The sequence below is a fragment of the Leptospira abararensis genome (assembly GCF_016918735.1).
Lineage (GTDB): Bacteria > Spirochaetota > Leptospiria > Leptospirales > Leptospiraceae > Leptospira_A > Leptospira_A abararensis.
The window spans coordinates 104,667-123,990 of the sequence record NZ_JAFFPR010000035.1 but is presented as its reverse complement, the minus strand read 5'-3'; the positions used below and the strand labels follow the sequence as shown (position 1 = coordinate 123,990).

General features: G+C 39.8%; 30 protein-coding genes. 17 read left to right on the top strand and 13 right to left on the bottom strand.

The genetic code is table 11. The annotated features are described in order from the left end of the window. Nucleotides 1-2: 2 nt before the first annotated feature. On the bottom strand, nt 3-824 hold the full coding sequence (locus tag JWG40_RS11195) for a DUF1295 domain-containing protein (protein ID WP_205285883.1): 822 nt from the start codon (nt 822-824) through the stop codon (nt 3-5). 39 nt (nt 825-863) lie between these two features. After that, nucleotides 864-1,673, bottom strand: coding sequence for an SDR family NAD(P)-dependent oxidoreductase (locus tag JWG40_RS11190; RefSeq protein WP_205285882.1), 810 nt, complete (start codon nt 1,671-1,673; stop codon nt 864-866). A gap of 91 nt (nt 1,674-1,764) precedes the next feature. Here JWG40_RS11190 and JWG40_RS11185 point away from each other — a divergent pair, with 91 nt between their 5' ends. From JWG40_RS11185 to JWG40_RS11170, 4 genes are all read left to right on the top strand, one after another. Then, nucleotides 1,765-2,787 carry a zinc-dependent alcohol dehydrogenase family protein gene (locus JWG40_RS11185; RefSeq protein WP_205285881.1) on the top strand — a complete coding sequence of 341 codons (1,023 nt, stop codon included), beginning with the start codon at nt 1,765-1,767 and terminating at the stop codon, nt 2,785-2,787. A gap of 332 nt (nt 2,788-3,119) precedes the next feature. Then, a complete protein-coding gene (locus JWG40_RS11180; RefSeq protein WP_205285880.1) occupies nt 3,120-3,368 on the top strand; it encodes a ChpI protein in 249 nt (82 codons plus the stop codon). Then, nucleotides 3,355-3,696 (top strand): type II toxin-antitoxin system PemK/MazF family toxin, encoded by a 342-nt coding sequence (locus tag JWG40_RS11175; protein ID WP_205285879.1) that lies wholly within the window; start codon nt 3,355-3,357, stop codon nt 3,694-3,696. The genes JWG40_RS11180 and JWG40_RS11175 overlap by 14 nt, the downstream gene beginning before the upstream one ends. Before the next feature lie 473 nt (nt 3,697-4,169). Further along, the gene (locus JWG40_RS11170; RefSeq protein ID WP_205285878.1) at nt 4,170-5,921 is read left to right on the top strand and encodes an alginate export family protein; all 1,752 of its coding nucleotides are present in this window, start codon (nt 4,170-4,172) and stop codon (nt 5,919-5,921) included. Between the two features lie 110 nt (nt 5,922-6,031). Here the strand turns inward: JWG40_RS11170 and JWG40_RS11165 are convergent, their stop codons facing one another. The 6 genes from JWG40_RS11165 to JWG40_RS11140 form a co-directional block, all read right to left on the bottom strand. Further along, nucleotides 6,032-6,286: a hypothetical protein gene (locus tag JWG40_RS11165; RefSeq protein WP_205285877.1), complete on the bottom strand. Its 255-nt coding sequence runs from the start codon at nt 6,284-6,286 to the stop codon at nt 6,032-6,034. A 63-nt stretch (nt 6,287-6,349) separates the two neighbouring features. Continuing rightward, complete coding sequence (locus tag JWG40_RS11160) at nt 6,350-7,168, bottom strand: ATP-binding protein (RefSeq protein ID WP_205285876.1); 819 nt, start codon at nt 7,166-7,168, stop codon at nt 6,350-6,352. A gap of 61 nt (nt 7,169-7,229) precedes the next feature. Beyond that, complete coding sequence (locus JWG40_RS11155; protein WP_205285875.1) at nt 7,230-8,219, bottom strand: BtrH N-terminal domain-containing protein; 990 nt, start codon at nt 8,217-8,219, stop codon at nt 7,230-7,232. Further along, a complete protein-coding gene (locus JWG40_RS11150) occupies nt 8,219-8,545 on the bottom strand; it encodes a hypothetical protein (protein WP_205285874.1) in 327 nt (108 codons plus the stop codon). Before JWG40_RS11150 ends, JWG40_RS11155 begins: the two co-directional genes overlap by 1 nt. 12 nt (nt 8,546-8,557) lie before the next feature. Beyond that, the gene (locus JWG40_RS11145; RefSeq protein WP_205285873.1) at nt 8,558-9,370 is read right to left on the bottom strand and encodes a ZIP family metal transporter; all 813 of its coding nucleotides are present in this window, start codon (nt 9,368-9,370) and stop codon (nt 8,558-8,560) included. Beyond that, nucleotides 9,371-9,991 carry a DUF6935 domain-containing protein gene (locus JWG40_RS11140; RefSeq protein ID WP_408611513.1) on the bottom strand — a complete coding sequence of 207 codons (621 nt, stop codon included), beginning with the start codon at nt 9,989-9,991 and terminating at the stop codon, nt 9,371-9,373. A 55-nt stretch (nt 9,992-10,046) separates the two neighbouring features. Here JWG40_RS11140 and JWG40_RS11135 point away from each other — a divergent pair, with 55 nt between their 5' ends. Then, a complete protein-coding gene (locus JWG40_RS11135) occupies nt 10,047-10,436 on the top strand; it encodes an LA_2478/LA_2722/LA_4182 family protein (protein ID WP_205285872.1) in 390 nt (129 codons plus the stop codon). A 7-nt stretch (nt 10,437-10,443) separates the two neighbouring features. Here the strand turns inward: JWG40_RS11135 and JWG40_RS11130 are convergent, their stop codons facing one another. Next, nucleotides 10,444-11,415, bottom strand: a complete 972-nt coding sequence (locus JWG40_RS11130; RefSeq protein WP_205285871.1) for an amino acid--tRNA ligase-related protein — start codon at nt 11,413-11,415, stop codon at nt 10,444-10,446. A 12-nt stretch (nt 11,416-11,427) separates the two neighbouring features. Between JWG40_RS11130 and JWG40_RS11125 the strand changes: the two genes are divergently transcribed. Further along, a complete protein-coding gene (locus tag JWG40_RS11125) occupies nt 11,428-11,787 on the top strand; it encodes a hypothetical protein (RefSeq protein WP_205285870.1) in 360 nt (119 codons plus the stop codon). On the opposite strand, the gene JWG40_RS11120 is transcribed toward JWG40_RS11125, so the two are convergent. After that, on the bottom strand, nt 11,756-12,172 hold the full coding sequence (locus JWG40_RS11120; RefSeq protein ID WP_205285869.1) for a DUF4279 domain-containing protein: 417 nt from the start codon (nt 12,170-12,172) through the stop codon (nt 11,756-11,758). The genes JWG40_RS11125 and JWG40_RS11120 overlap by 32 nt on opposite strands. Before the next feature lie 58 nt (nt 12,173-12,230). Between JWG40_RS11120 and JWG40_RS11115 the strand changes: the two genes are divergently transcribed. The 6 genes from JWG40_RS11115 to JWG40_RS11090 all read left to right on the top strand — a co-directional run bounded on the left by JWG40_RS11115 (nt 12,231) and on the right by JWG40_RS11090 (nt 14,810). Beyond that, nucleotides 12,231-12,956: a response regulator transcription factor gene (locus tag JWG40_RS11115; RefSeq protein WP_002975764.1), complete on the top strand. Its 726-nt coding sequence runs from the start codon at nt 12,231-12,233 to the stop codon at nt 12,954-12,956. Between the two features lie 9 nt (nt 12,957-12,965). Beyond that, a complete protein-coding gene (locus JWG40_RS11110; protein WP_002979579.1) occupies nt 12,966-13,250 on the top strand; it encodes a DUF883 family protein in 285 nt (94 codons plus the stop codon). Further along, nucleotides 13,251-13,586, top strand: a complete 336-nt coding sequence (locus JWG40_RS11105) for an LBF_4227 family protein (protein ID WP_205285868.1) — start codon at nt 13,251-13,253, stop codon at nt 13,584-13,586. Between the two features lie 4 nt (nt 13,587-13,590). Then, nucleotides 13,591-13,836 carry a hypothetical protein gene (locus JWG40_RS11100; RefSeq protein WP_205285867.1) on the top strand — a complete coding sequence of 82 codons (246 nt, stop codon included), beginning with the start codon at nt 13,591-13,593 and terminating at the stop codon, nt 13,834-13,836. Between the two features lie 50 nt (nt 13,837-13,886). Further along, nucleotides 13,887-14,216 carry a divalent-cation tolerance protein CutA gene (gene cutA, locus JWG40_RS11095; protein ID WP_205285866.1) on the top strand — a complete coding sequence of 110 codons (330 nt, stop codon included), beginning with the start codon at nt 13,887-13,889 and terminating at the stop codon, nt 14,214-14,216. Between the two features lie 249 nt (nt 14,217-14,465). Continuing rightward, entirely contained in the window at nt 14,466-14,810 is a 345-nt protein-coding gene (locus JWG40_RS11090; RefSeq protein ID WP_205285865.1) for a Uma2 family endonuclease, read from the top strand. A 111-nt stretch (nt 14,811-14,921) separates the two neighbouring features. Here JWG40_RS11090 and JWG40_RS11085 read toward each other — a convergent pair whose 3' ends face one another. Continuing rightward, nucleotides 14,922-15,308, bottom strand: a complete 387-nt coding sequence (locus JWG40_RS11085) for a type II toxin-antitoxin system VapC family toxin (protein ID WP_205285864.1) — start codon at nt 15,306-15,308, stop codon at nt 14,922-14,924. Further along, nucleotides 15,305-15,538 (bottom strand): type II toxin-antitoxin system Phd/YefM family antitoxin, encoded by a 234-nt coding sequence (locus JWG40_RS11080; protein WP_205285863.1) that lies wholly within the window; start codon nt 15,536-15,538, stop codon nt 15,305-15,307. The genes JWG40_RS11085 and JWG40_RS11080 overlap by 4 nt, the downstream gene beginning before the upstream one ends. 132 nt (nt 15,539-15,670) lie before the next feature. Here JWG40_RS11080 and JWG40_RS11075 point away from each other — a divergent pair, with 132 nt between their 5' ends. The 5 genes from JWG40_RS11075 (at nt 15,671) to JWG40_RS11055 (ending at nt 18,675) form a co-directional block, all read left to right on the top strand. After that, nucleotides 15,671-15,994, top strand: a complete 324-nt coding sequence (locus JWG40_RS11075; RefSeq protein WP_205285862.1) for an ArsR/SmtB family transcription factor — start codon at nt 15,671-15,673, stop codon at nt 15,992-15,994. Between the two features lie 28 nt (nt 15,995-16,022). Beyond that, a complete protein-coding gene (locus tag JWG40_RS11070) occupies nt 16,023-16,490 on the top strand; it encodes an SRPBCC family protein (RefSeq protein ID WP_205285861.1) in 468 nt (155 codons plus the stop codon). 25 nt (nt 16,491-16,515) lie between these two features. Then, nucleotides 16,516-17,118 carry a YdeI/OmpD-associated family protein gene (locus tag JWG40_RS11065; RefSeq protein ID WP_205285860.1) on the top strand — a complete coding sequence of 201 codons (603 nt, stop codon included), beginning with the start codon at nt 16,516-16,518 and terminating at the stop codon, nt 17,116-17,118. A 90-nt stretch (nt 17,119-17,208) separates the two neighbouring features. After that, nucleotides 17,209-17,583, top strand: a complete 375-nt coding sequence (locus tag JWG40_RS11060; protein ID WP_205285859.1) for a DoxX family protein — start codon at nt 17,209-17,211, stop codon at nt 17,581-17,583. A gap of 99 nt (nt 17,584-17,682) precedes the next feature. Further along, nucleotides 17,683-18,675 (top strand): ankyrin repeat domain-containing protein, encoded by a 993-nt coding sequence (locus tag JWG40_RS11055; protein WP_205285858.1) that lies wholly within the window; start codon nt 17,683-17,685, stop codon nt 18,673-18,675. Here JWG40_RS11055 and pnuC read toward each other — a convergent pair. Then, complete coding sequence (gene pnuC, locus JWG40_RS11050) at nt 18,658-19,320, bottom strand: nicotinamide riboside transporter PnuC (protein WP_205285857.1); 663 nt, start codon at nt 19,318-19,320, stop codon at nt 18,658-18,660. The genes JWG40_RS11055 and pnuC overlap by 18 nt on opposite strands. Between the last annotated feature and the right edge of the window lie 4 nt (nt 19,321-19,324).

The following is a 19,324-nucleotide window of genomic DNA, read 5'->3' as shown; positions in this document are numbered from 1 at the left end:
ACTTATTTTTGTTTTGAAAACCAAGGGAAAAATGCATTGGTGGTGCGTTGGTATTCCCGAAACACATCTCCTTTGGAAAGGAGTGAGTATTTTTCGGCAAAGGGAACCCCCGATACAAATCGCAAGAGCACAAACATAAAGAGCGGTGTGAAAAGTGAGATCAATGCATCTGGCGAAGAAAGAACCGGAATGATTCCAATCCCGACCCATAGGATCCATTCAAAAAAATAGTTGGGGTGGCGAGAATACTTCCAAAGCCCAACGTTACAAACCTTACCTTTGTTTGTCGGATCGTCCACAAATTTGTGGAGGTCACGGTCAGAAATTCCTTCTCCCACGACTCCCACCAAAAATAAAATCCACCCAAGTAATACCATCAAATACCCGTTAGGCCCCAATGCTCCTGAGTTGGGAAATAAATTCCACTGGGCGGCAAAATAAAACGGAAAGGAAAGAAGGAGTGCTAAAAAGCCTTGTAATAGAAAGACATTGGTAAACATCTTTAAGTGGACTTTGTCACCGTAGTCTTTACGAAATCCAGTGTAACGTTTGTCTTCGGGATGGTTTGTGCGAATCCGCGTCCAAAAAAGAAACCCGGACAACCGAAGGGCCCAGATCCAAACAGGGACGAGCACTGCCAATTTGGCAAACCCGTTCCCCCGTCCGAAATAAACAAGGATAGAAGCAATGCCTGCAATCACAAGCCCCCAACCCACGTCTATGACTGCATAGTTGTCTCTGGACTTTCCCCAGAACCACATCAGACTCATAAACAAAAATGTAAATATAACAGCTGCTAAATAAGATAATAATAAATTGTCCAAAGGATGGCTCCTCTCCCTATGCTTTGGTTTAGACGACTTTCAGTGAGCTTTGAAGTCCGAGTAAAGTTTTTTATAAAGAATTTTTTCCAAAAACTTAGGAGAGAAAAACCGCATCCATTCCAAAAACCGACCACTTAGATTGAAGGTCACAAGTCTTGCTTCCTTATCCTTTGCCACAGCCATTAACACATGGGCCACTTCCTTAGCAGTCTTACGTTTTCCTTTGGCAGGTGCTTCCGAAAGTGTTTCCCCAGCGGCATCTAGGCCTGATGTTCGTAAAGCCGTATCCGTATAAGGCACACAAACAAGAGAAACTCCGAGTCCCTCTTCCCTTGTTTCTATCCGAAGTGATTCGAGTGCTGCATGTAATGCCGACTTGGAAGCAGAGTAAGCCGCACGACCTGGCACACCATACAAAGCAGAGACAGTGGAGGTGGTGACAATATTTCCTTTGGCGGTGAGTAAGTGGGGCAAAAGTCCTCGCACCAGTTGGACTGGGCCAAAGAAATTAGTCGCAAACGTTTTACGATACACATCCATCGATAACGAATCAAACCGGCCATGGGCCGTAATCCCTGCGTTATTAAACAAAACATCGATTTTAGAAACTTTCTTTTGGATCCACTCGACTGCATCGAGTACCGATGTGGGGTCAGAAAGGTCGCAGGCCACTCGGTGAATGATTGCCCCTTCGTGTTTGTTTTTGGGGGATGTAATTTCTGCAGCCCTTCTTGCTAAGAGAACAAGTTCACAGGGGAAAGGAGCGAGTTCTTCATACAAGGCCTTTCCAATCCCACTCGAGGCACCGGTGATCACTACCACCCTATCGTTCCAAAAATCTTTTTTCATAGCTGCCTTATCCTCTGATTCCCACTCGACAAAGGATAAGGAGACCCGAGGATCTGACGAGTGAATTTTGATTTTAAAACTTAGAGGAATTATGTTAAACAAAGTATGGGAAATCCAAGGTTCCTTTGGACTCGAAAACCTGAAACAAACAACAAGGGATCTTTCTGAATCACTTTCCCCCAAAGAAGTCCTCGTTCGCCTAACAGCGACTTCACTGAATTATCGTGATTATTTAATGGTCATAGGAACGTACAACCCTCGTCAAAAACTTCCTCTCATTCCTTGTTCGGATGGAGCCGGTGTTGTGGAAGCTGTCGGGTCAGATGTCACTCTTTGGAAAAAAGGAGACCGAGTCCTTCCTATTTTCGCTCAAAAATGGATGGATGGTGCCCCCAATATGGACAACCTTCGTTCCACTCTCGGTGGACCAAATGACGGATGTTTGGCGCAGTATGGGAAGTTCTCGGAAACTGGCCTTGTGGCCACACCAAGCCACCTAACAGACGCAGAAGCCGCAACCTTAGGTTGTGCCGGCCTTACTGCATACAATGCCGTAGTGAGTTTTGGTGGGATTGAACCCGGCTCGGATGTCGTCTGTCTCGGAACGGGTGGTGTGTCTTTATTTGCCTTACAATTTGCAAAAATGATGGGAGCACGTGTCATCATCACCTCTTCCAGTGATGAAAAACTGGCCCGTGCCAAAACCCTTGGTGCCGACGAAACCATCAACTACTCCACAAAAACCAATTGGGAACGAGACATTCGCAAACATACGAAAATGGCGGGAGCGGATCTCATCATCGAAGTCGGTGGTGCCGGTACCATGCCAAAATCCATGATGAGTGTAAAACCTTACGGTACCATTGCCCTCATTGGAGTTCTTGCTGGTGGGGAATCGAGTCTTTCTCTTTATCCCATCCTCATGCAAGGGGTAAAAGTCCAAGGGGTGATTGTGGGAAGCCGAGCCGACTTCGAAAGAATGAACCGAGCCATCGAATTTAACAAAATCAAACCAGTTGTGGACAAAGTGTACGGTTTTGATGAAGTTCCAGAAGCCTTGCAGTATCTACAAACAGGAAAACATTTTGGGAAAGTGGTGGTGAGTTGGGAATGAAGCGTAAGCACCTGATTCGATTGGCGAGTGCAATTTTTCTGGCCTCGCCATAGGCCAGAGCCAAGGTGGGAAAGTGTTCATGGTAAGAAAATAATATCTTTAGCATTTTTAGGGCGCCTCGGAATGGTTTGCGGATCCACATTTGATTCCATACCGACCGCGCTATCCGCTCCAATCTTTCCTACGGAAAGGATTTCCGCTGCTATCGCTGGCGCGGGGATTTGGAATAGAATCATCAGATGGACTCATCTGGGGTACAGCATCAGAAATAAAACTGGGGGAACGTAATAAAAAAGCTTGTTTTAAGGTTATACCCTAGTTATACTTTTTACATGAAAACTGCGATATCAATTCCAGACGATCTTTTTGTTTCTGCGGAAAAGACCGCTAAAAAATTGGGAATTCCCAGAAGCCAATTGTTTGCGAAAGCTCTCGAAGAATTTATACAAAATCATTCAAAAGAAAAAATTACAGAGAAACTAAACGAAGTTTACGCAAAGAACAATGATGCAACCGATCATTCAATTTTAAATATTTCTGTCTCAACCCTAAGAAGAAGTCTTAAAAATGACTCGTGGTGAAATCTGGTGGGCGGATCTAGGAATTCCCTTAGGAAGTGAACCAGGTTTTAAAAGACCAGTCTTAATCGTTCAAGATGATGCTTTCAATGAAAGTAATATTAATACTATCATAGTAGTTCCCTTAACTACGAATATGAACTTAGCCACTGCTCCTGGGAATGCTTTGTTAACCAAAAAAGAAACAAATCTCTCTAAAGACTCAATTGTAAATGTTTCTCAAATTGTAACTCTAGATAGGGAAAGATTCATAAACAAAGCTTCAGAATTAAAAACTAAGAATATGAAGAAAGTGGAAGAAGGAATGAAACTGGTACTTTCTTTAGGCTAAACCAAACTGCATATAATATGTGCTAGTATAGTATTCACCTGACAGTTCGTAAAGAAACAGTGGTCACACAATCTCTAATTAGAAAAATGATTTTTACCACAAAGTCATTTCCTGGGAGGAAAATACATGACCAACAGCAATACCAGCGTAAGCACCAAAACAGCGAGAAGAAACTACCAGACGTTCGGTTCAGAAGGTTGAATCGACAGAGTGTCTGGCCCACCCTTTCCCATCATCCAAACAAACCGTACATTTCTTACGCAATAGATACAAGTTGTACCCAATCTCCCCAATCATCGAACTAATTGTTCCCTATCAAGCTACTTTGCCTTAACCCAATCTTCCTGCAAAAGATACAGTTTGTAGTGTATTTTAGACAATTCGCGAATATTTTAGGAAATTTTACTCAAAACGTACGATTCTTGCATTCTACAAGCTCTTAGGAGAAGACCGCAAAACTTGGTCTTTTAACAATGCAGATGCGAAGATTACCCATTTTACTCTTTTTATTTATGTTTGTTGGTTATGAAATTTTCGGCCAAACGACTGTTCCGCCTACGGATGCTCCAACAAATGCAAACCAACTTCCGAACACCTCAACAGCCCCCATTCAAGAACCACCGAAACCAGCAGCCCCTCCGACTTGGTCGGAAGGATTTACGGCAGGAGCCCTTGTGCGAGTTCGGCCTGAGATGAAATACAATTTAGATTTCAATCGTAATACAAATGACAACGTGGATTTTACGGGACAGAAGATTCAATTTTGGATTCAGAAAGAATTTACCAAAGATGTTGTTGCTAAAATTACGTTTCAAGATGCAAGGCTTTGGGGAGCAGAAAAAGGATCACTCACGGGACTTTCTACAGCCAATGATGGAACGAGACAAAGCACAGACATTCGAGAAGCTTATATCGAAGTAAAAAACAATTTTGATCTTCCCTTCCATATCCAAGCAGGTCGGCAAATTCTGCGATACGGTGACGAACGTTTGGTGGGATCACTCGATTGGACCAATGTAGGCCGAAGTTTTGATGGACTTAGACTCAAGTGGGAACAAAAATACCTATCGTCTCATGTGTTTGTTACTTCCGTGAGCGAACGTCACTCCGATATCGCCGGGAACACAACCTCCTTTGGGGTAAAAAACCAATATAGCCCCTATATGGATTGTCCTTATAACGGGACAAAAGCCTGTACCTTCAAACCAGATGCCCAAAGACAAGAGTTAGGTGATTCATACTTTACAGGATTTTATAATACTTTAAAACCCTCTGACTTCTTTCACATCGACTTATACTACTTAGGTTTACAAAAAGAATACTTACGCACAAACCAGTCTCTTGTTCTCACCACAGGAGAAACAGGAACACCTGGATCTAGAGCCGGAAGATGGGATATCTTACATACCTATGGAATCCGTGTCACAAACAAAACCCAAGCGAACAAAAAAGCTCTCCAAGCCATTGACTACTCTTTCGAATATGCAGTGCAAACCGGAACCACAGGAAAATCCATCCGACCGAGCTGGGACAACCAAAGGACCGAAGTGACCTTGACCGATCCCTTAACCAATGGGACTTATAGCCATAACCTTTACTCTGAAAAAGAAAGATACAAAACATTTGCTTTTGGGGCCGATCTCGGATATACCATCGATAAACTGAGATTAGGTGTTGCCTACGATGTGGGAAGTGGAGATCCCAATAGAACCGACGGGTCTGTGGCCAGTTTTCAAAACTTATTTCATACCAACCATTTATTTTATGGGATGGCCGATCAAGTCAGTTGGGTCAATATGAAATCAAAATCAGTCAACGTAAGTTACAACTTAGGAACTTATGGTTCGGTTCGGGTCGATTATTTTGCCATCGAAAAACACAAACTCCAAGACAGTTGGTATGATGTAGCAGGTATTGCCAAATCTGGAGCGAGCACAGAATCTACTTCCAATAATAGTTATGATGTGAACCAAGTCCTAACAACAAACGGAGCCGGAAACAATAGACCCGTATCCATGCTTGGGCGAAGTTTGTTCCGTGAAATTGATTTCAAATACAATGTTCCATACAAAAATTTAATCTTAGAATGTGGATATAGTATGTTATTTGCCGGCGACGCCATCCAAAACCGCGTGAACGATCGCACTGTTAACTCGCAGGCTTTCACTAACCAATTTTCCAAAAATGGGCAGTTTGCTTATCTAATGGTCACGGCCCAATTTTAATTTTTAAAAGGGAGAACTATTCTGCAGATACGGATGCGAGGATCCAAGGATTCTTTGGCACCTCGCAATTGTTAAACGACTTCTACTGCAATCGCTTGCGTAGGGAAATTTTATACCATTGATTCTATTTTACAAAATTCATCAAAGGGAAGGATCGAAATTTTATCAGATATTTGTTTTTGAACCTCTCCCATATGGACTTGATAGAATTTCGGGACGGGTGTTCTCTCGGCAAAGTATGGAAGGGATGATGTTAGATTTGTATCTGATAGTTTACATTCAACGGCAAACTTAGGTTTTTTATCCTGGATCACAACAAAATCCACTTCCCTTTTGTCGGTATCTCGTATGTATCTAAGTTCCATTTTGTGACCTTCCACATCTTCCCAAAAATGACAAAACTTTAACAACTGGCAGGCGACCATATTTTAAAAACGCTGCCCTAAGTCTTCCACTTGGCTATAATCCCAGAGATAAAGTTTTTGTTCTTTTTTTACGGCTCTGATTTTTGGAGATCCAAAAGGGGGAATGAGAAAAGAATAATACAAAGAGTCCAGGATCTCGATCCATCGTTTACAAGTTTTAAAATCAATTTGTAAATCTTCAGCAAGGGATTTAAAAGACAAGGGCGAACCCACTCGCCTTGGCAACTCTTCTGCTAATAATTGCATTTTATTGATATCTGATACATATTCTAAATCTCGAAGATCCGAACGAATGAGTTTATTGACACGTTCCAGATGCCACCTTCGTAAAAATCGTTTGTCTGCTTTATGGAAACTTTCAGGGAATCCTCCATATGTAAACAACCTGGTTAAGTTTGCTTTTGTGTTTCCCACCTCACTGAGTGTATACGGATGCAAACGGTAGTAATAGTATCTTCCCAGTAAAGAATCTCCGCCTTTTCTAAAGTGGTCAAGCCTTGCTGATCCCGTAATTAAAAAGGAATGTGTATTCTTTAAGGTATCGTAAAAACCTTTTACCAGGTTACGCCAATTTTTAAACTTATGAATTTCATCGAGAACAATCAACTTCTCTGCAATGGGCCATTCTCTATTTCTGATTTTTTGGGCGTGGACGGGATTGTCCCAATTGAGATAGGCAGGGTGATTATCCTTAAAATTGGATAGGAATGATTGTGCTAGAGTGGTTTTCCCTACTTGCCTCGGGCCACCGAGGAAAACCATCCGTTCTTTCAAATCACTTCGGATTTTTTTGGCCAAATACCTCATGAGTAAAGTGGACATAAATCTACTTTACTCATGAGTAAAATGGAGTCAATGCTATTTTACTCATACCATCTTTTGGTCAAACAACTTTCAATTGTAATAGTCCCGTCATTGCCTCAAACTCTAAATCGGATACTACATACAACAAATCTTTGGTCTGTGCGAGTAAACGTTCTTCACCCCGATTCCCTAAATCCTCAAATAAAGAAACAATTTCTGTCCAATGGCTTGTTATCTCTTTGAATTGTTTATGTGCATTATGAAAGATCGGATCTTTTGTAATCGCATATGCTTCTAATAAAAAGTCTCGATATAGATTTCGAAAAATGGCACCACCTGTTCCTGCTTTTTCCATCATCATAGCCGTGGTTCCAAAATCTCTCTTGGGATCAGAGGAAGAGTGAAACCATTTCTCTAATTGCGATGCTAATTTTTTGATTCCTTTATAAGAAACATTAGTAATAGGCGGATGCAGATACTCACGCGCATTGTTTTTCGCAGCAAAACGCACAATCTTTGTGAGTTCCGGTATTTTTTTCCCCGGCGCTATTGTATAAAATAGATTTTTGGAAGCCATGGGCCCCTTTTCACTTCGTGCCAACTCCAAACTTTTTAAAGAAGTATGCACCTTAGTTCCTTGTTGTTTGGTATCAACCAAATAGGCGTTTGATTCATCATAGCCATAGAAGGCCACGTAATGGCCGGCAAAGTGAAATGGTTTCGAAAAATACTCTAAGTGAAAAGAGTCCAATTTTAATCCAACAGGAGTTCCCTGATCAATTAAATCTCGAACAGAAGACCAAGCCTTTGTTTTCGAAGCGGTTTCTTGAATTTTTAATTTTAAGTTTAGATTTTTTGCTATATTTACCGTTAGTTGGTCAGGTTTGATCCTTCCTCCAATAAAAGGGAACTCCATCGATTTCATTTTCCAATAAATAAAACTAAGACCCTCGCCTATCCCGAATAACATTGGTTCCGATAATTCCACGTCAATATGTTTCAAAAGAGTTCCGGTGGCGGTGGTTTCGCAGTGGACTCCCACAAAAGGAGAAAGTTTGGGTAGGATCATTATTTAGGTGATTGCCAACGTTGTAATGGTTTAGCATAAACCACTAAAATGTTTCCATTTAATTTTCTCTCAAGGGTTTGACAAAGTGAGAGGGCTGGCGATTCCAAAACCGCATATTTAAAAGTAGTACATAAACCCTTTGGTTTTGCCAATGTACCTTTTTTGTAGATTGCCAAATGGGCATTTATCTTTTCTTGAATGAACATACACTCCTTCTCTAAGTCCCGACTTGGGACAACTAAATCAGAAAGATCATAAGAATTAAATTCGAAACCAGGAATCCAATCGTAAAGAATGCTACTAGTAAGAAAAGAATTTGGGTTCATGGTTCTCATCATTCATCCAAGGCCGACATCAAGGGCCATCATCAGAACAAACCCAAACATAGCCCCGAGGGTTGACATTTCCGTTTCTTTACCAGTATGCGATTCTGGGATCAATTCTTCCACTACAACAAAAATCATAGCTCCTGCAGCAAAAGAAAGTGCAAAGGGAAGTAAACTTTCCACATAAAAAACAAGGGTAGCTCCCAATAGCCCACCGATTGGTTCCACAAATCCAGAAAGTTGTCCATACCAAAAACTCTTACGAGCACTAAAACCTTCTCGTAACAAAGGGATGGAAACCGCAGCACCTTCAGGTATATTTTGGATCCCAATCCCAAAGGCAACTACTGCTGCCGCCATGAGTGCTTCATAAGTAAATCCATCACCTAGCGCTCCAAAGGCGACTCCGACTGCCAAACCTTCGGGAATGTTATGGAGAGTGATGGCAAGTACAAGTAACAAACTTCTTTGAAAAGAAGACTTCCCTCCTTCTAAATGATTTTCCTCCAGGCCCACATGAAGGTGAGGAAGGAGTTTATGTAGAGCATAAAGAGTGAGTCCACCAGATAAAAACCCAAAACTCGAATGAAGCCAAGCAGGATTTCCAGCTTGTTCGGAAAGAGCAATGGAGGGCAAAAGTAGAGACCAAAAACTGGCAGCGATCATAATCCCAGAAGCAAAACCTAACATCGCATTGAAGACAGGTCTTGGTACGGTGCGAAAGAAAAAAACAAAACTGGCACCAAAGGCCGTACAAAACCAAGTAAACCCCGTGGCAAGGAGAGCCAAAACCACAGGGTGCCATAACATAAGAGAATCTAACATCTATTTGGCTGGCATCATTCCGACAAAAAGAGAACTCATTTCTTTGGCACGCCAAAGTCCATCCGTATCTTTTTCTACAGACACTGGTCGAAAACTAGAAGCACCCCGAGTGGCTACAAAAAGTTTCAATTTACCCGTGGCCTCATCTCCCGAATATGGGTTTGTATAAGTTTCGACTGTTAAAGGCAAACTCGGCGTGTATCCGTTAGCTGGTTCCGCCCCTTTCCAATACCCACTCGATAACATTTTGTATTTATCCAGTTGCCCGAGTAGATATTTATCGCTCCCACCTAAATCCATTCCATCCACGGCAGAGGGTTTGGTGGACTTTTGTCTGTTTTTGGAGAGGACAGAAAGGATTACGGCTTTCGTTCCAAAATCTTGGTTTTTGTTATAAAGAGAAATCGCAAGCACTAGGATTGCCGCTCCGCCTTCCGGTGTAATAGCAATTGACGACTGCAATGATTTGAATTCTTCAATCGTTCTAGGTTCAGAAGGAATGATCACAGGATTTCTTCCGGTCAAGTTTTGTGCCACAAGTGAAACACTAAAACATAGTAAGAATAAAGAGGTGATTGCTTTCATGGGAGAGAATTTTAGAACTATTCCGATTCGTTTCAATCCTTTTTCTTCATTTTTTTCTTTACCAAATGATTAGAACCAGTAGAATCTTTGTATGAAAAAAATATTAATCGTTTCTCTCTTTTTCCTTCCTTTCCTTCTCACCTCACAATCATTAAAAGATGCAAAAGAATTCCAAGCCCTCTCTAAAAAGATGTGTGCGAAATCATCGGAATGTATGAAAGAAAAGTTGAAAGAACTACCCGCTGACCAAAGAAAGATGGTCGAGGCCCAATTTGTAAACGGGAATGTCTGCGAATCCCGTTACAAAAATTATGTAGTGGAAGGCCAAAAACCGGCAAACGACAAACCCACAAAAAAACTCACGAAAGAAGATATAGAGAACATGAAAAAATGTGCCAAAGATATGGCTGCTTTCTCTTGTGCCGATTTAGAAGAAGGAAAAGTTCCTGAGTCTTGCGAAAAATTCCAAGAAGAAGATTAAACTTGGTCTAAACTTCCATCCAATACGGGCTAATTTCACCTAGCCCGTGTTTACCGGCAAGTTTCAACAATAACCGGTCCATTCCGATCGATATCCCTGCACAATCGGGAAATCCAGTTTCCAAACAATGCAGAAAGTCCTCATCAATGGGGAACACTTCTTTTCCTAACTTGTTCCGTAATTGCTGTTCTTCTCGAAATCTTTTTCGTTGTTCTTTGGCATCATTCAGTTCATAAAAGGCATTGGCAAGTTCCAACCCGTCCCAGTAGATTTCAAATCGTTTGGCAACCCCATCCACTACCCTTGCCAGAGCCGCACATTCCGGGGGATAATCGTATAAAAAAACAATTCCATCACCTAATTTAGGTTCCACTAAGTTAAGGAATACCAAAAAGAAAAGGTCTTCATATTGCCAAGATTGGAGTTCTGCCAAACGGGAGGTGGTGAGTTTTTGTTTTTCAATTGTCTCAAACAAATCCTCACGGGAAAATCCATGTCCGACATTTTGTACAAAGACCTCTTCCACAGAAAGATGGCGGAGAAAGTCCGGGTTCGATGTTTTTTTCTGATCCTCTTCGGTTCCAAAACTATGGATCAATTCTCTTAAAAAAGTTTCTATATAATGACGTAACGAAGTATCATTCATTCCTTTCACATAAAGTTCTAACATAAGAAACTCTTTGGAATGGAACTCACTTCCCATCTCACCAGATCGGTATGTATGGGCTAACTCAAAGATCCGAGTCATCCCTTTTGCCATCATCTGTTTCAAACTGTATTCAGGAGAAGTGATGAGGTATCCTTTCTCACGTGAGTCAGGAGAGCGCACTTCAAAAGGATCCAAATAAGGTTCCATCCCCACAATGGGCTTTAAGGTAGGAGTATCCACTTCCAAAAATCCATCCCTCCATAAAATCTCACGAACCTTTCGGATGATTTTGGAACGAAAAATGAGTGTATCTTTTGAGAGTGAGACCATACATTACCTCCAATGGCGAAAAAAACAAAATACCTGAATGTGCGCGAAGTTCAGAATGCGTATGAAATTGTCATTTTGTCTAAAACCGTTCACAACGAACTCGAAGAAGAAATGGATTCTGTGATGCATATGTTATTTTTCCAAACAAGATCCCATATCCAAATGGATCTTTCCAACCTACCTTACCTTCCCATCACTCTGCTTACCAAACTCTTAAACATGGCGCGTGACCTGCGATTGAAAAAACGAGTCCTTGTACTCCTCGGTCTCCCTATTTCTAGTTATCTATATTTAAAACGATTTGGCCTCACTCGACTTATCTTTCCAAGTCCGGCCATCCTTAGGGAGTCTCATCGAGATTCCAGGGGATAATTTCCAAATTCACTCCCATCTCACCTAACAAAAGCATAGTTCTTTTGTCGAGAACCACCCCTTTTGTAAACTCGGATGCAAACTCTACCGAGGCATAAATGGTCGATTCATAACTTTCCGTGAATTCTTTTAAGTCTTTACGAACAGGTGCTAATGTTTTAAGCAGATCCCAAATATGATCGAGTAAGGGGAATTCCGGCCCCAGTTTGGAATTGAGCTGCCAATGACTCGGAATTGTCATATTTTCGATGTCTTTTACATCCGCACCATGATAATAGTCCGGTTGGATGCCCAGTTTCTCCGTTACTTCTAGTGGCCGGAGCCTTGGGTCTGTGATGGCGAACATCGCCCACGATTTTGCTTCTCTTTGTGTTCCCGATTCCATTTTTTACTTTTTTTTTCTACTACAAGAACCAAATTGAGAAAGAACTCAAGGGAAAAACATGAAAAATATTTTGGTAATTGAGGACGATCCGGATATCGGCAACCTAATCCGGAAATCACTCGATTCTGCTCACTACACAACCTCCGTTTTCGAAAATGGCGAAGAAGGTTTGAAATTTTACAAGTCCAATCATCCTGATTTAGTGATTCTGGATCTCTCTCTCCCGGACATTGATGGTATGGAAATTTGCCGCAGCATCCGTAAGGCCGACGAAAGTACGCCGATTTTTATCCTTTCCGCAAGGACAGAAGAAATCGATCGTATCATGGGACTTGAGTTAGGTGCTGATGATTACATCACAAAACCATTTTCGGTGCGCGAATTAAAAACCCGAGTGGATGTTTTCTTTCGTCGTTGGGATAAAAAAATTGGGATCAAACCCAATGTGGGCCAAGCCGGGGAAATCATTCGTGGTGCCTTAAAAATTGATTCCATTCGTCGTCGTGTCACTCTCAACGAAAACATCATCAATATTTCTAGAAAGGAATTTGACATCTTACAACTGCTAGCTGGTTCACCTGGGAAAGTTTTTTCTCGCGAAATGATTTTGGAATCGGTTTGGGGTGTGGAATGGGATGGTTTTGAAAGGATGATCGACAGTCATATCAAACGCATTCGTTCCAAACTAGAAAAAAATTCCGCTCAACCAGAATGGATCGAAACCATTTGGGGAATCGGATATCGTTTCACTGATAACTTTGAGAACATTGTTGTTCCCGATTAAGGAACCATTATGGAAGAAGTAAAAAAAGACAAATCCCTCATCGACGAAATTAAGTTGTATGAGAAAAAAGCCAAAGAAATTGAACAAAGAGCCAAGGAGAAGTATATGGAACAAGTAAGCGACATCAAACAAAAGTTAGGTAAGGCCAGCGAAGAAGCTTCTATCAAAGCAAAAGAAGTAATTGACACAGTCGGAACCTATGTAAAAGAACATCCACAAAAAGCAGCAGTGATTGGATTCGGTGTGGGACTTGGTCTTGGCCTTGCTCTTGGTTGGGTTTTTAAGAAAAAATAATTGGAACATAAAGAATCAAAACATCGTAAAAAAGGCGGAATCAAAGCCGCCTTCGAAGACCTAGTCACCAAACTGGTCGCGTACGGCGAAGTGATGGTGATCTACATCCAAAAGAACCTCCAAGTTTATATTAAAAATTTGGTGCTCTCTTCTGTTTGGGTATTCTCTTCTATTTTCCTTATTTTTTTAGGCCTCATTTACATTTCCTATGGAGTGTTTTTAAGCTTTCAAAAATTTCTCACAACAGGGGATCCCATCCTTGCGAGTTTCGGAACAGGTTTTGGATTTTTAATTTTTGCCATTTTATTTTTATCATTAGTATTAAAGAAAAAATAATTCCATGCGTTTCAATCCCCTAACAGACCATGAACGGTATATAGAGAAAGATCCAAAAGACATGTCTCTTTCAGAACTTAGGATGTTACTCAAAATCAAACGAATGGATTTGCAACTCGGGTGGAATGAATTTGAAGGCAAAATCAAATTCTGGCAACGAGTGGTTCGCACGGTGCGTGAGTCGGGAATGATCGACCAAGTAAAAGAAGGATTTCAATCCTACCTGCAAAATAAATCTCCAAAAGAATAAGGGTTTCCCTACCAAAAGCCGATCCTTGTAAAAACAAAAAAGGATTCCTCATGGCATCAGACGAAATTTTAGTATTTACCACAATTGGCGACCGCGACATGGCCGAAGAACATATTTCGGAAATGTTAGAACAAGGAATCATTGTATCGGGCACCATCTTCCCCGAAGTGGAACTTGTTTATTTGTGGGAAGGAAAAATCACCGTCGATACCGAAAACAAAATCCTCCTCAAAGCCAAAGCGGACAAGTATGATGCCATCGAAGAGTACATCAAAAAACGCCATCCCTACATTGCTCCCGAAATCATTCGCATGGAAGTCAGTTTTGGTTCTCCCGCCTACAAAGCGTTTGTTGCCGATAAGATCAAAAAAAATAGTTGAGCCAATCTTTTTCAAACCTCCTACTCCTAAATCTACCAGAAGCCTTTCCGCTATTTAGTGGGCGCCTCGAACTTTTTTTAGTACCAAACTGTTAAGGTTTAACGACCGGGCGTACTCCGGGGTCCGCATTCGCTCCCGTCTTCGGAGGCAAAGCCTCCTCCGACCAAGCCCTTCGTATGCCCTGGCGCGGAGATTGATGGTTTAAGAAACACCGTAACAAAACCTATTTTAGTCGATCCCGACTCATTTTTGGAGAAGGAAGTCAATGTCGTCCAACCAGATCTGATCTACATCAAAAATCAAAATTTGTCAATCTTCGACCCGAATGGCCACATCCACGGTGTCCCCGACTTACTTGTTGAAATTATATCTCCAGGATCCATCTCTCGTGACACAGTGGATAAGTTTGCCATTTATGAAAAATATGGGGTTTCTGAGTACTGGATCGTCTTTCCAGAACAGAAAGTTGTCGAAGTATTTGTTTTAAAATCGGGAAAGTATTCTCTTACTTGTAGTACGGAAAATACAAATGGGAAGATTATTTCTTCTACATTCCCAAATTGGCAACTTGGATTAGAACAATTATTTTCGTAATTTCTAAACTCTTCACCGACCAGAATTTCTTAAAATCCTTAAAGAAATTTAATATCCCATTTTATTCTATCTGAGTTAGAAATGATCATTACGTAAGCAAAAATCAAACATTTACCAAATGGCATTCACTTTGTATTGTGCGATGAGTGAATCCTTTGTGAGAATTGGCATCTTCTCAAAGTTAGCTTGACAAACTAAAATACGATCAAACGGATCTTTGTGTAACTGAGGTAGTGACAAAAGTCTAAATGTATGCCCCATCGTTATTTCTAAGGTTTTACAATCCAAAACAACTAACGATTCTGAAATGATTTTCTCAGGAGAATTCTGCAGATTAAGTTTTCCAAGTCTATATTTAATGATCATTTCCCATACACTGGCAACGCTGAGATAGATTTGATTTTCTGAATTTTCCACTATCTGTAGAACCTTTTTTGAAAGATTCATTGGTTCATATAAAATCCATAAATATGTATGAGTATCCAGTAAATAATTCAAGAGTGAAATCCTGAGATTTCCTCATCCGGCAAAGGCTCAAAAAATCCTTCTTCGATTTTTGCTTTTCCCTCATACATTCCCATCTTCCGTTTCATTTTTTTATCAGAAGTTATACGAACTAACTTTACAACAGGTTTTCCTGCTTTAGAGATCACCACTTCCTTTCCTTCTAGTGCCTGCACGATCAACTTCGAAAGATTGGATTTCGCATCATGAATGTTATATTCCATACCCATAAATTAGCTAACTAGACGGGCTAAATCAATTAAAATTCCGCTGATGATTTTTAAAAAAACCTCACCATCCTCTAAATTTGTGTTGCCGAATGGCTACGCATATTTCATTAGTCAAATGACTACACAATGGATTTAAGAAGAGACGTATTCCAAGCAATTGCCGATCCCACAAGAAGAGCCATCCTCCTCCTCGTGGCAACCCAGTCTATGACAGCGGGAAATATTGCTTCCCACTTTGATAGCAAACGTCCAACCGTTTCCAAACATTTACAAATCCTTACCGAATGCGAGTTACTCGCCAAAGAACCAAATGGTCGGGAGATTTATTACCACTTAAATCCAAACAAAATGTTAGAGATCGCCCATTTCCTTGCGCCCTTCCAAAAACTTTGGGACGACCGGTTCAACAAACTAGAATCTGTGATGAAAAAGTACCAAACAAAAACATAAAGAAATAACAGAACAGTAGGAAAATAGTATGGAACTCAAAACAAAAATCATAGCGGAAGACGGCAAACAAGAGTTAACGATCGAACGTGAGTTTGACTTACCTGCCTCATTAGTTTTTAAAGCACACACGGAACCTGACCTCATCGAACAGTGGATGGGAAACAAAGTCCTAAAGTTCGAAGCAAAAAATCATGGAAGTTGGATCTTTGAGACTAAAAATCCAGAAGGGGTTGTGTTGTTTCGAGCCAACGGAGTGTTACATGACATCGTTCCCAATGAAAGGTTTACAAGAACCTTTGAGATGGAAAACACAGGATTTGCCACCCAACTTGAATTTTTTGAATTTCAGAAGATATCTGAAAACAAAAGTAAACTCGTTATGCATATCATCTATAAGTCTGTAGAACAAAGAAACCAAATTCTGAAGATGCCTTTTGCCGAAGGAATCAATATGGCTCACAATAGGTTAGAAAAAGTAATCAAAAACAAGGATTGATTAAAAATAAAATCAATTAATTGGTATGGACACAAACTTAAAAAAAACTATGACAAACACTCCTGACTCTTTTTTTAAAGATACAAAATCCTGGAAAAAAGAATTTGAGATACTTCGCAAAATTGCATTGGGAAGTAAGTTAGAAGAAGAAATCAAGTGGGGACAACCTTGTTATACGCACAATGGACAAAATGTTTTTTTAATCCATGGATTCAAAGAATACTGTGCCATTTTATTTTTTAAAGGAGCCTTAATGGACGATCCAAACAAAATTCTGATTCAACAAACAAAGAATGTACAAGCTGCCAGACAAATTCGATTCCAATCTGCCTCTGAAATTACAAAAATAAAAACAGTCTTAAAATCCTATATCAAAGAAGCCATTCAGTTAGAACTATCTGGTGAAAAAGTGGAGAAAAAACAAACCTCTGCATTTGAAGTTCCCATAGAATTCAAAAAAAGACTCGATAGAAATTCCAAATTAAAGACAGCTTTTGAGTCTTTAACCCCAGGTCGCCAGAGAGCTTACCTACTCTATTTTTCTTCTGCAAAAAGATCGGAAACAAGAGAACAAAGAATCGATAAACACCAAACTCATATTATTAATGGGAAGGGAATCGATGATTAGAATGTGGACTGGAATTTAAAATTTCAAGTTTGGATTCAAATCCTCAACCTCAATGAAAAAGAATTCATTATAAGAAAATAGGAGAATTTTATGTCAGAAAAAACAAAAAAAATTGCGTATTGGTTTTTTACCCTTTGGTTGTCTTTGGGCATGGTATCCACTGCGATAGTGCAACTTATGAAACTTCCCGAAGAAGTAGAAAAGATAAACCAATTGGGTTATCCCACTTACTTTTTAACACTTCTCGGCGTTTGGAAAATTCTTGGAGTCATTGCCGTCCTCGCACCTAAGTTTTTATTACTAAAGGAATGGGCATATGCAGGATTTTTCTTTGCGATGTCGGGAGCAGCCTATTCACATATTGTTATGGGAAACCCAATGAGCGAAACTCTACCCTCAGTGTTATTACTTGCGCTTACTATCATTTCTTGGTATCTAAGGCCAAAGCAACGAAAGATGTTCTAAAGATAGTTTTCTAAGAGACATGATATGAATGAAATCTCATGTTAAAAAAATCTTTACAACCATTGGAAATTGGCTCTGATACTAGCAAGGCAATCTCCAATGGAACAAAATTATTCCTATATAAGAACATCTATCCTTTCCATCATTATGTTCTTTTCTCTCCATTGCCAATCAAACATTCAGAAATTGGTTGGAGCAATGGAAGAACCAACGCAATTCAAAGCTTTAATCAATAATGTCAGCGATATTAACATGACAGACGATTTTGGTCAGACTTTACTGATCCATGCTACTGTAAGCAACAACATCGAGGTAGTTTCCATATTATTAGACAAAAAAATAGACGTTAAAATTAAAGATAAAGGTTCAAGAAGTGCACTCGACTATGCCGTACATTATGACTGCTTGGATATTTTCAGATTAATCCTAGAAAAAAATCCAACTATTATACAGGATAGAAATTTTATAGAAGGTATCCTCTTAAATGCTGTCGAATTAAATAAGGCAGATTTTGTTGAAACAGTTTTAAATAAAATAAATTTAACAAAAGTAAAATTGAATACAACAAACAAATTTTTGCTTCACACAGCCCTAATTCACTCGAACCAAAACAAAGACACCATCGAAATGATAATTAAAAAAGGTGCTGATGTTAATAGCATTGAATCCGATGATAAAACTCCAATTTTTCGACTTAAATCCGATGCTAATATTGATTGTTTAAAGTATTTAATTGAAGCAGGAGCTAATTTGAATCATAAAGACAGTGATGGCCACAGTGTTATGTATTACTGGGCTGCAATTCAGAAATTTGATTTTATCAAAGAAATCTTAAAACGCGGAGCTATTCCAGAAGAAGGTATGTTTGTTCTAGTGATCACTGAACGAAGTTACAATAACACAAAAACAAAAACCGACTACCAATATTCAGAATCTCTAAAATACGTTCCCGAAAATTATGGAGGTACCGTCAATAAACAAGTAAATACAATTGAAAAAGTATCAGATGAAAATCAAATCCCTCTTATGGATTTCGTGCAAGTGCATGATAAAGAATTGTATAAAAAACTCAAATCACTCAATTACAAATAATTTTGATCGCTTGTATTCATTTAGCCAATGATAACAACCATAAAAGGCAATGAGTAAAAATACAATGTATTCTGCGGTGACAAAAGGGATCTCTTTTAGAAAATACAACCCAATACAAACTACATCCACAAGAACCCATAAAAACCAAGATTCTAGTGTCCGTCTCGCCAAAAGAAAATTCGCGACGATGCTTGCAGTAGTGGTGAATGCATCCCAATATGGAAAACTTGGTGGCATTTTAAAAATATTGGGAAGTAGACCAGGTAAATAGAGAGTGAATTTGCCCAATAGATAAGTAGATACTAGTATGATAAAAAGCAATATCGCATTTTTTCTCCAGCCCATTGAATGAATTTTCAAAAATTGCCCTGACTTTTTACGCCAAATCCACCATCCATAGATACTTGATCCAAAAAAATAAATTTGTAATAACATATCCGAATACAATTGGATCTGAAAGAACAAAAAGAAAAAACAAATCGAATTGAAAATTCCAACTGGCCAAGTGAGAATATGATTTCGAGAGGCTAAATACACACAAGCGAGGCCGGAACTTGTGCCGAACAATTCAAGCAGCGACAACGGATAACCAAAACAAACGATAAGAGTATAGTTTAGAGAAAAAATATCTGCGATTGTATCCATTGGG

Excerpts from the sequence above, each read along its gene's own strand:
- JWG40_RS11190 (WP_205285882.1), bottom strand. The coding sequence starts at position 1,673 with ATGAAAAAAGATTTTTGGAACGATAGGGTGGTAGTGATCACCGGTGCC.
- JWG40_RS11185 (WP_205285881.1), top strand. The coding sequence starts at position 1,765 with ATGTTAAACAAAGTATGGGAAATCCAAGGTTCCTTTGGACTCGAAAAC.
- JWG40_RS11180 (WP_205285880.1), top strand. The coding sequence starts at position 3,120 with ATGAAAACTGCGATATCAATTCCAGACGATCTTTTTGTTTCTGCGGAA.
- JWG40_RS11175 (WP_205285879.1), top strand. The coding sequence starts at position 3,355 with ATGACTCGTGGTGAAATCTGGTGGGCGGATCTAGGAATTCCCTTAGGA.
- JWG40_RS11170 (WP_205285878.1), top strand. The coding sequence starts at position 4,170 with ATGCAGATGCGAAGATTACCCATTTTACTCTTTTTATTTATGTTTGTT.
- JWG40_RS11165 (WP_205285877.1), bottom strand. The coding sequence starts at position 6,286 with ATGGAACTTAGATACATACGAGATACCGACAAAAGGGAAGTGGATTTT.
- JWG40_RS11160 (WP_205285876.1), bottom strand. The coding sequence starts at position 7,168 with ATGTCCACTTTACTCATGAGGTATTTGGCCAAAAAAATCCGAAGTGAT.
- JWG40_RS11155 (WP_205285875.1), bottom strand. The coding sequence starts at position 8,219 with ATGATCCTACCCAAACTTTCTCCTTTTGTGGGAGTCCACTGCGAAACC.
- JWG40_RS11150 (WP_205285874.1), bottom strand. The coding sequence starts at position 8,545 with ATGAACCCAAATTCTTTTCTTACTAGTAGCATTCTTTACGATTGGATT.
- JWG40_RS11145 (WP_205285873.1), bottom strand. The coding sequence starts at position 9,370 with ATGTTAGATTCTCTTATGTTATGGCACCCTGTGGTTTTGGCTCTCCTT.
- JWG40_RS11135 (WP_205285872.1), top strand. The coding sequence starts at position 10,047 with ATGAAAAAAATATTAATCGTTTCTCTCTTTTTCCTTCCTTTCCTTCTC.
- JWG40_RS11130 (WP_205285871.1), bottom strand. The coding sequence starts at position 11,415 with ATGGTCTCACTCTCAAAAGATACACTCATTTTTCGTTCCAAAATCATC.
- JWG40_RS11125 (WP_205285870.1), top strand. The coding sequence starts at position 11,428 with ATGGCGAAAAAAACAAAATACCTGAATGTGCGCGAAGTTCAGAATGCG.
- JWG40_RS11120 (WP_205285869.1), bottom strand. The coding sequence starts at position 12,172 with ATGGAATCGGGAACACAAAGAGAAGCAAAATCGTGGGCGATGTTCGCC.
- JWG40_RS11115 (WP_002975764.1), top strand. The coding sequence starts at position 12,231 with ATGAAAAATATTTTGGTAATTGAGGACGATCCGGATATCGGCAACCTA.
- JWG40_RS11110 (WP_002979579.1), top strand. The coding sequence starts at position 12,966 with ATGGAAGAAGTAAAAAAAGACAAATCCCTCATCGACGAAATTAAGTTG.
- JWG40_RS11100 (WP_205285867.1), top strand. The coding sequence starts at position 13,591 with ATGCGTTTCAATCCCCTAACAGACCATGAACGGTATATAGAGAAAGAT.
- cutA (WP_205285866.1), top strand. The coding sequence starts at position 13,887 with ATGGCATCAGACGAAATTTTAGTATTTACCACAATTGGCGACCGCGAC.
- JWG40_RS11080 (WP_205285863.1), bottom strand. The coding sequence starts at position 15,538 with ATGGAATATAACATTCATGATGCGAAATCCAATCTTTCGAAGTTGATC.
- JWG40_RS11075 (WP_205285862.1), top strand. The coding sequence starts at position 15,671 with ATGGATTTAAGAAGAGACGTATTCCAAGCAATTGCCGATCCCACAAGA.
- JWG40_RS11070 (WP_205285861.1), top strand. The coding sequence starts at position 16,023 with ATGGAACTCAAAACAAAAATCATAGCGGAAGACGGCAAACAAGAGTTA.
- JWG40_RS11065 (WP_205285860.1), top strand. The coding sequence starts at position 16,516 with ATGGACACAAACTTAAAAAAAACTATGACAAACACTCCTGACTCTTTT.
- JWG40_RS11060 (WP_205285859.1), top strand. The coding sequence starts at position 17,209 with ATGTCAGAAAAAACAAAAAAAATTGCGTATTGGTTTTTTACCCTTTGG.
- JWG40_RS11055 (WP_205285858.1), top strand. The coding sequence starts at position 17,683 with ATGGAACAAAATTATTCCTATATAAGAACATCTATCCTTTCCATCATT.
- pnuC (WP_205285857.1), bottom strand. The coding sequence starts at position 19,320 with ATGGATACAATCGCAGATATTTTTTCTCTAAACTATACTCTTATCGTT.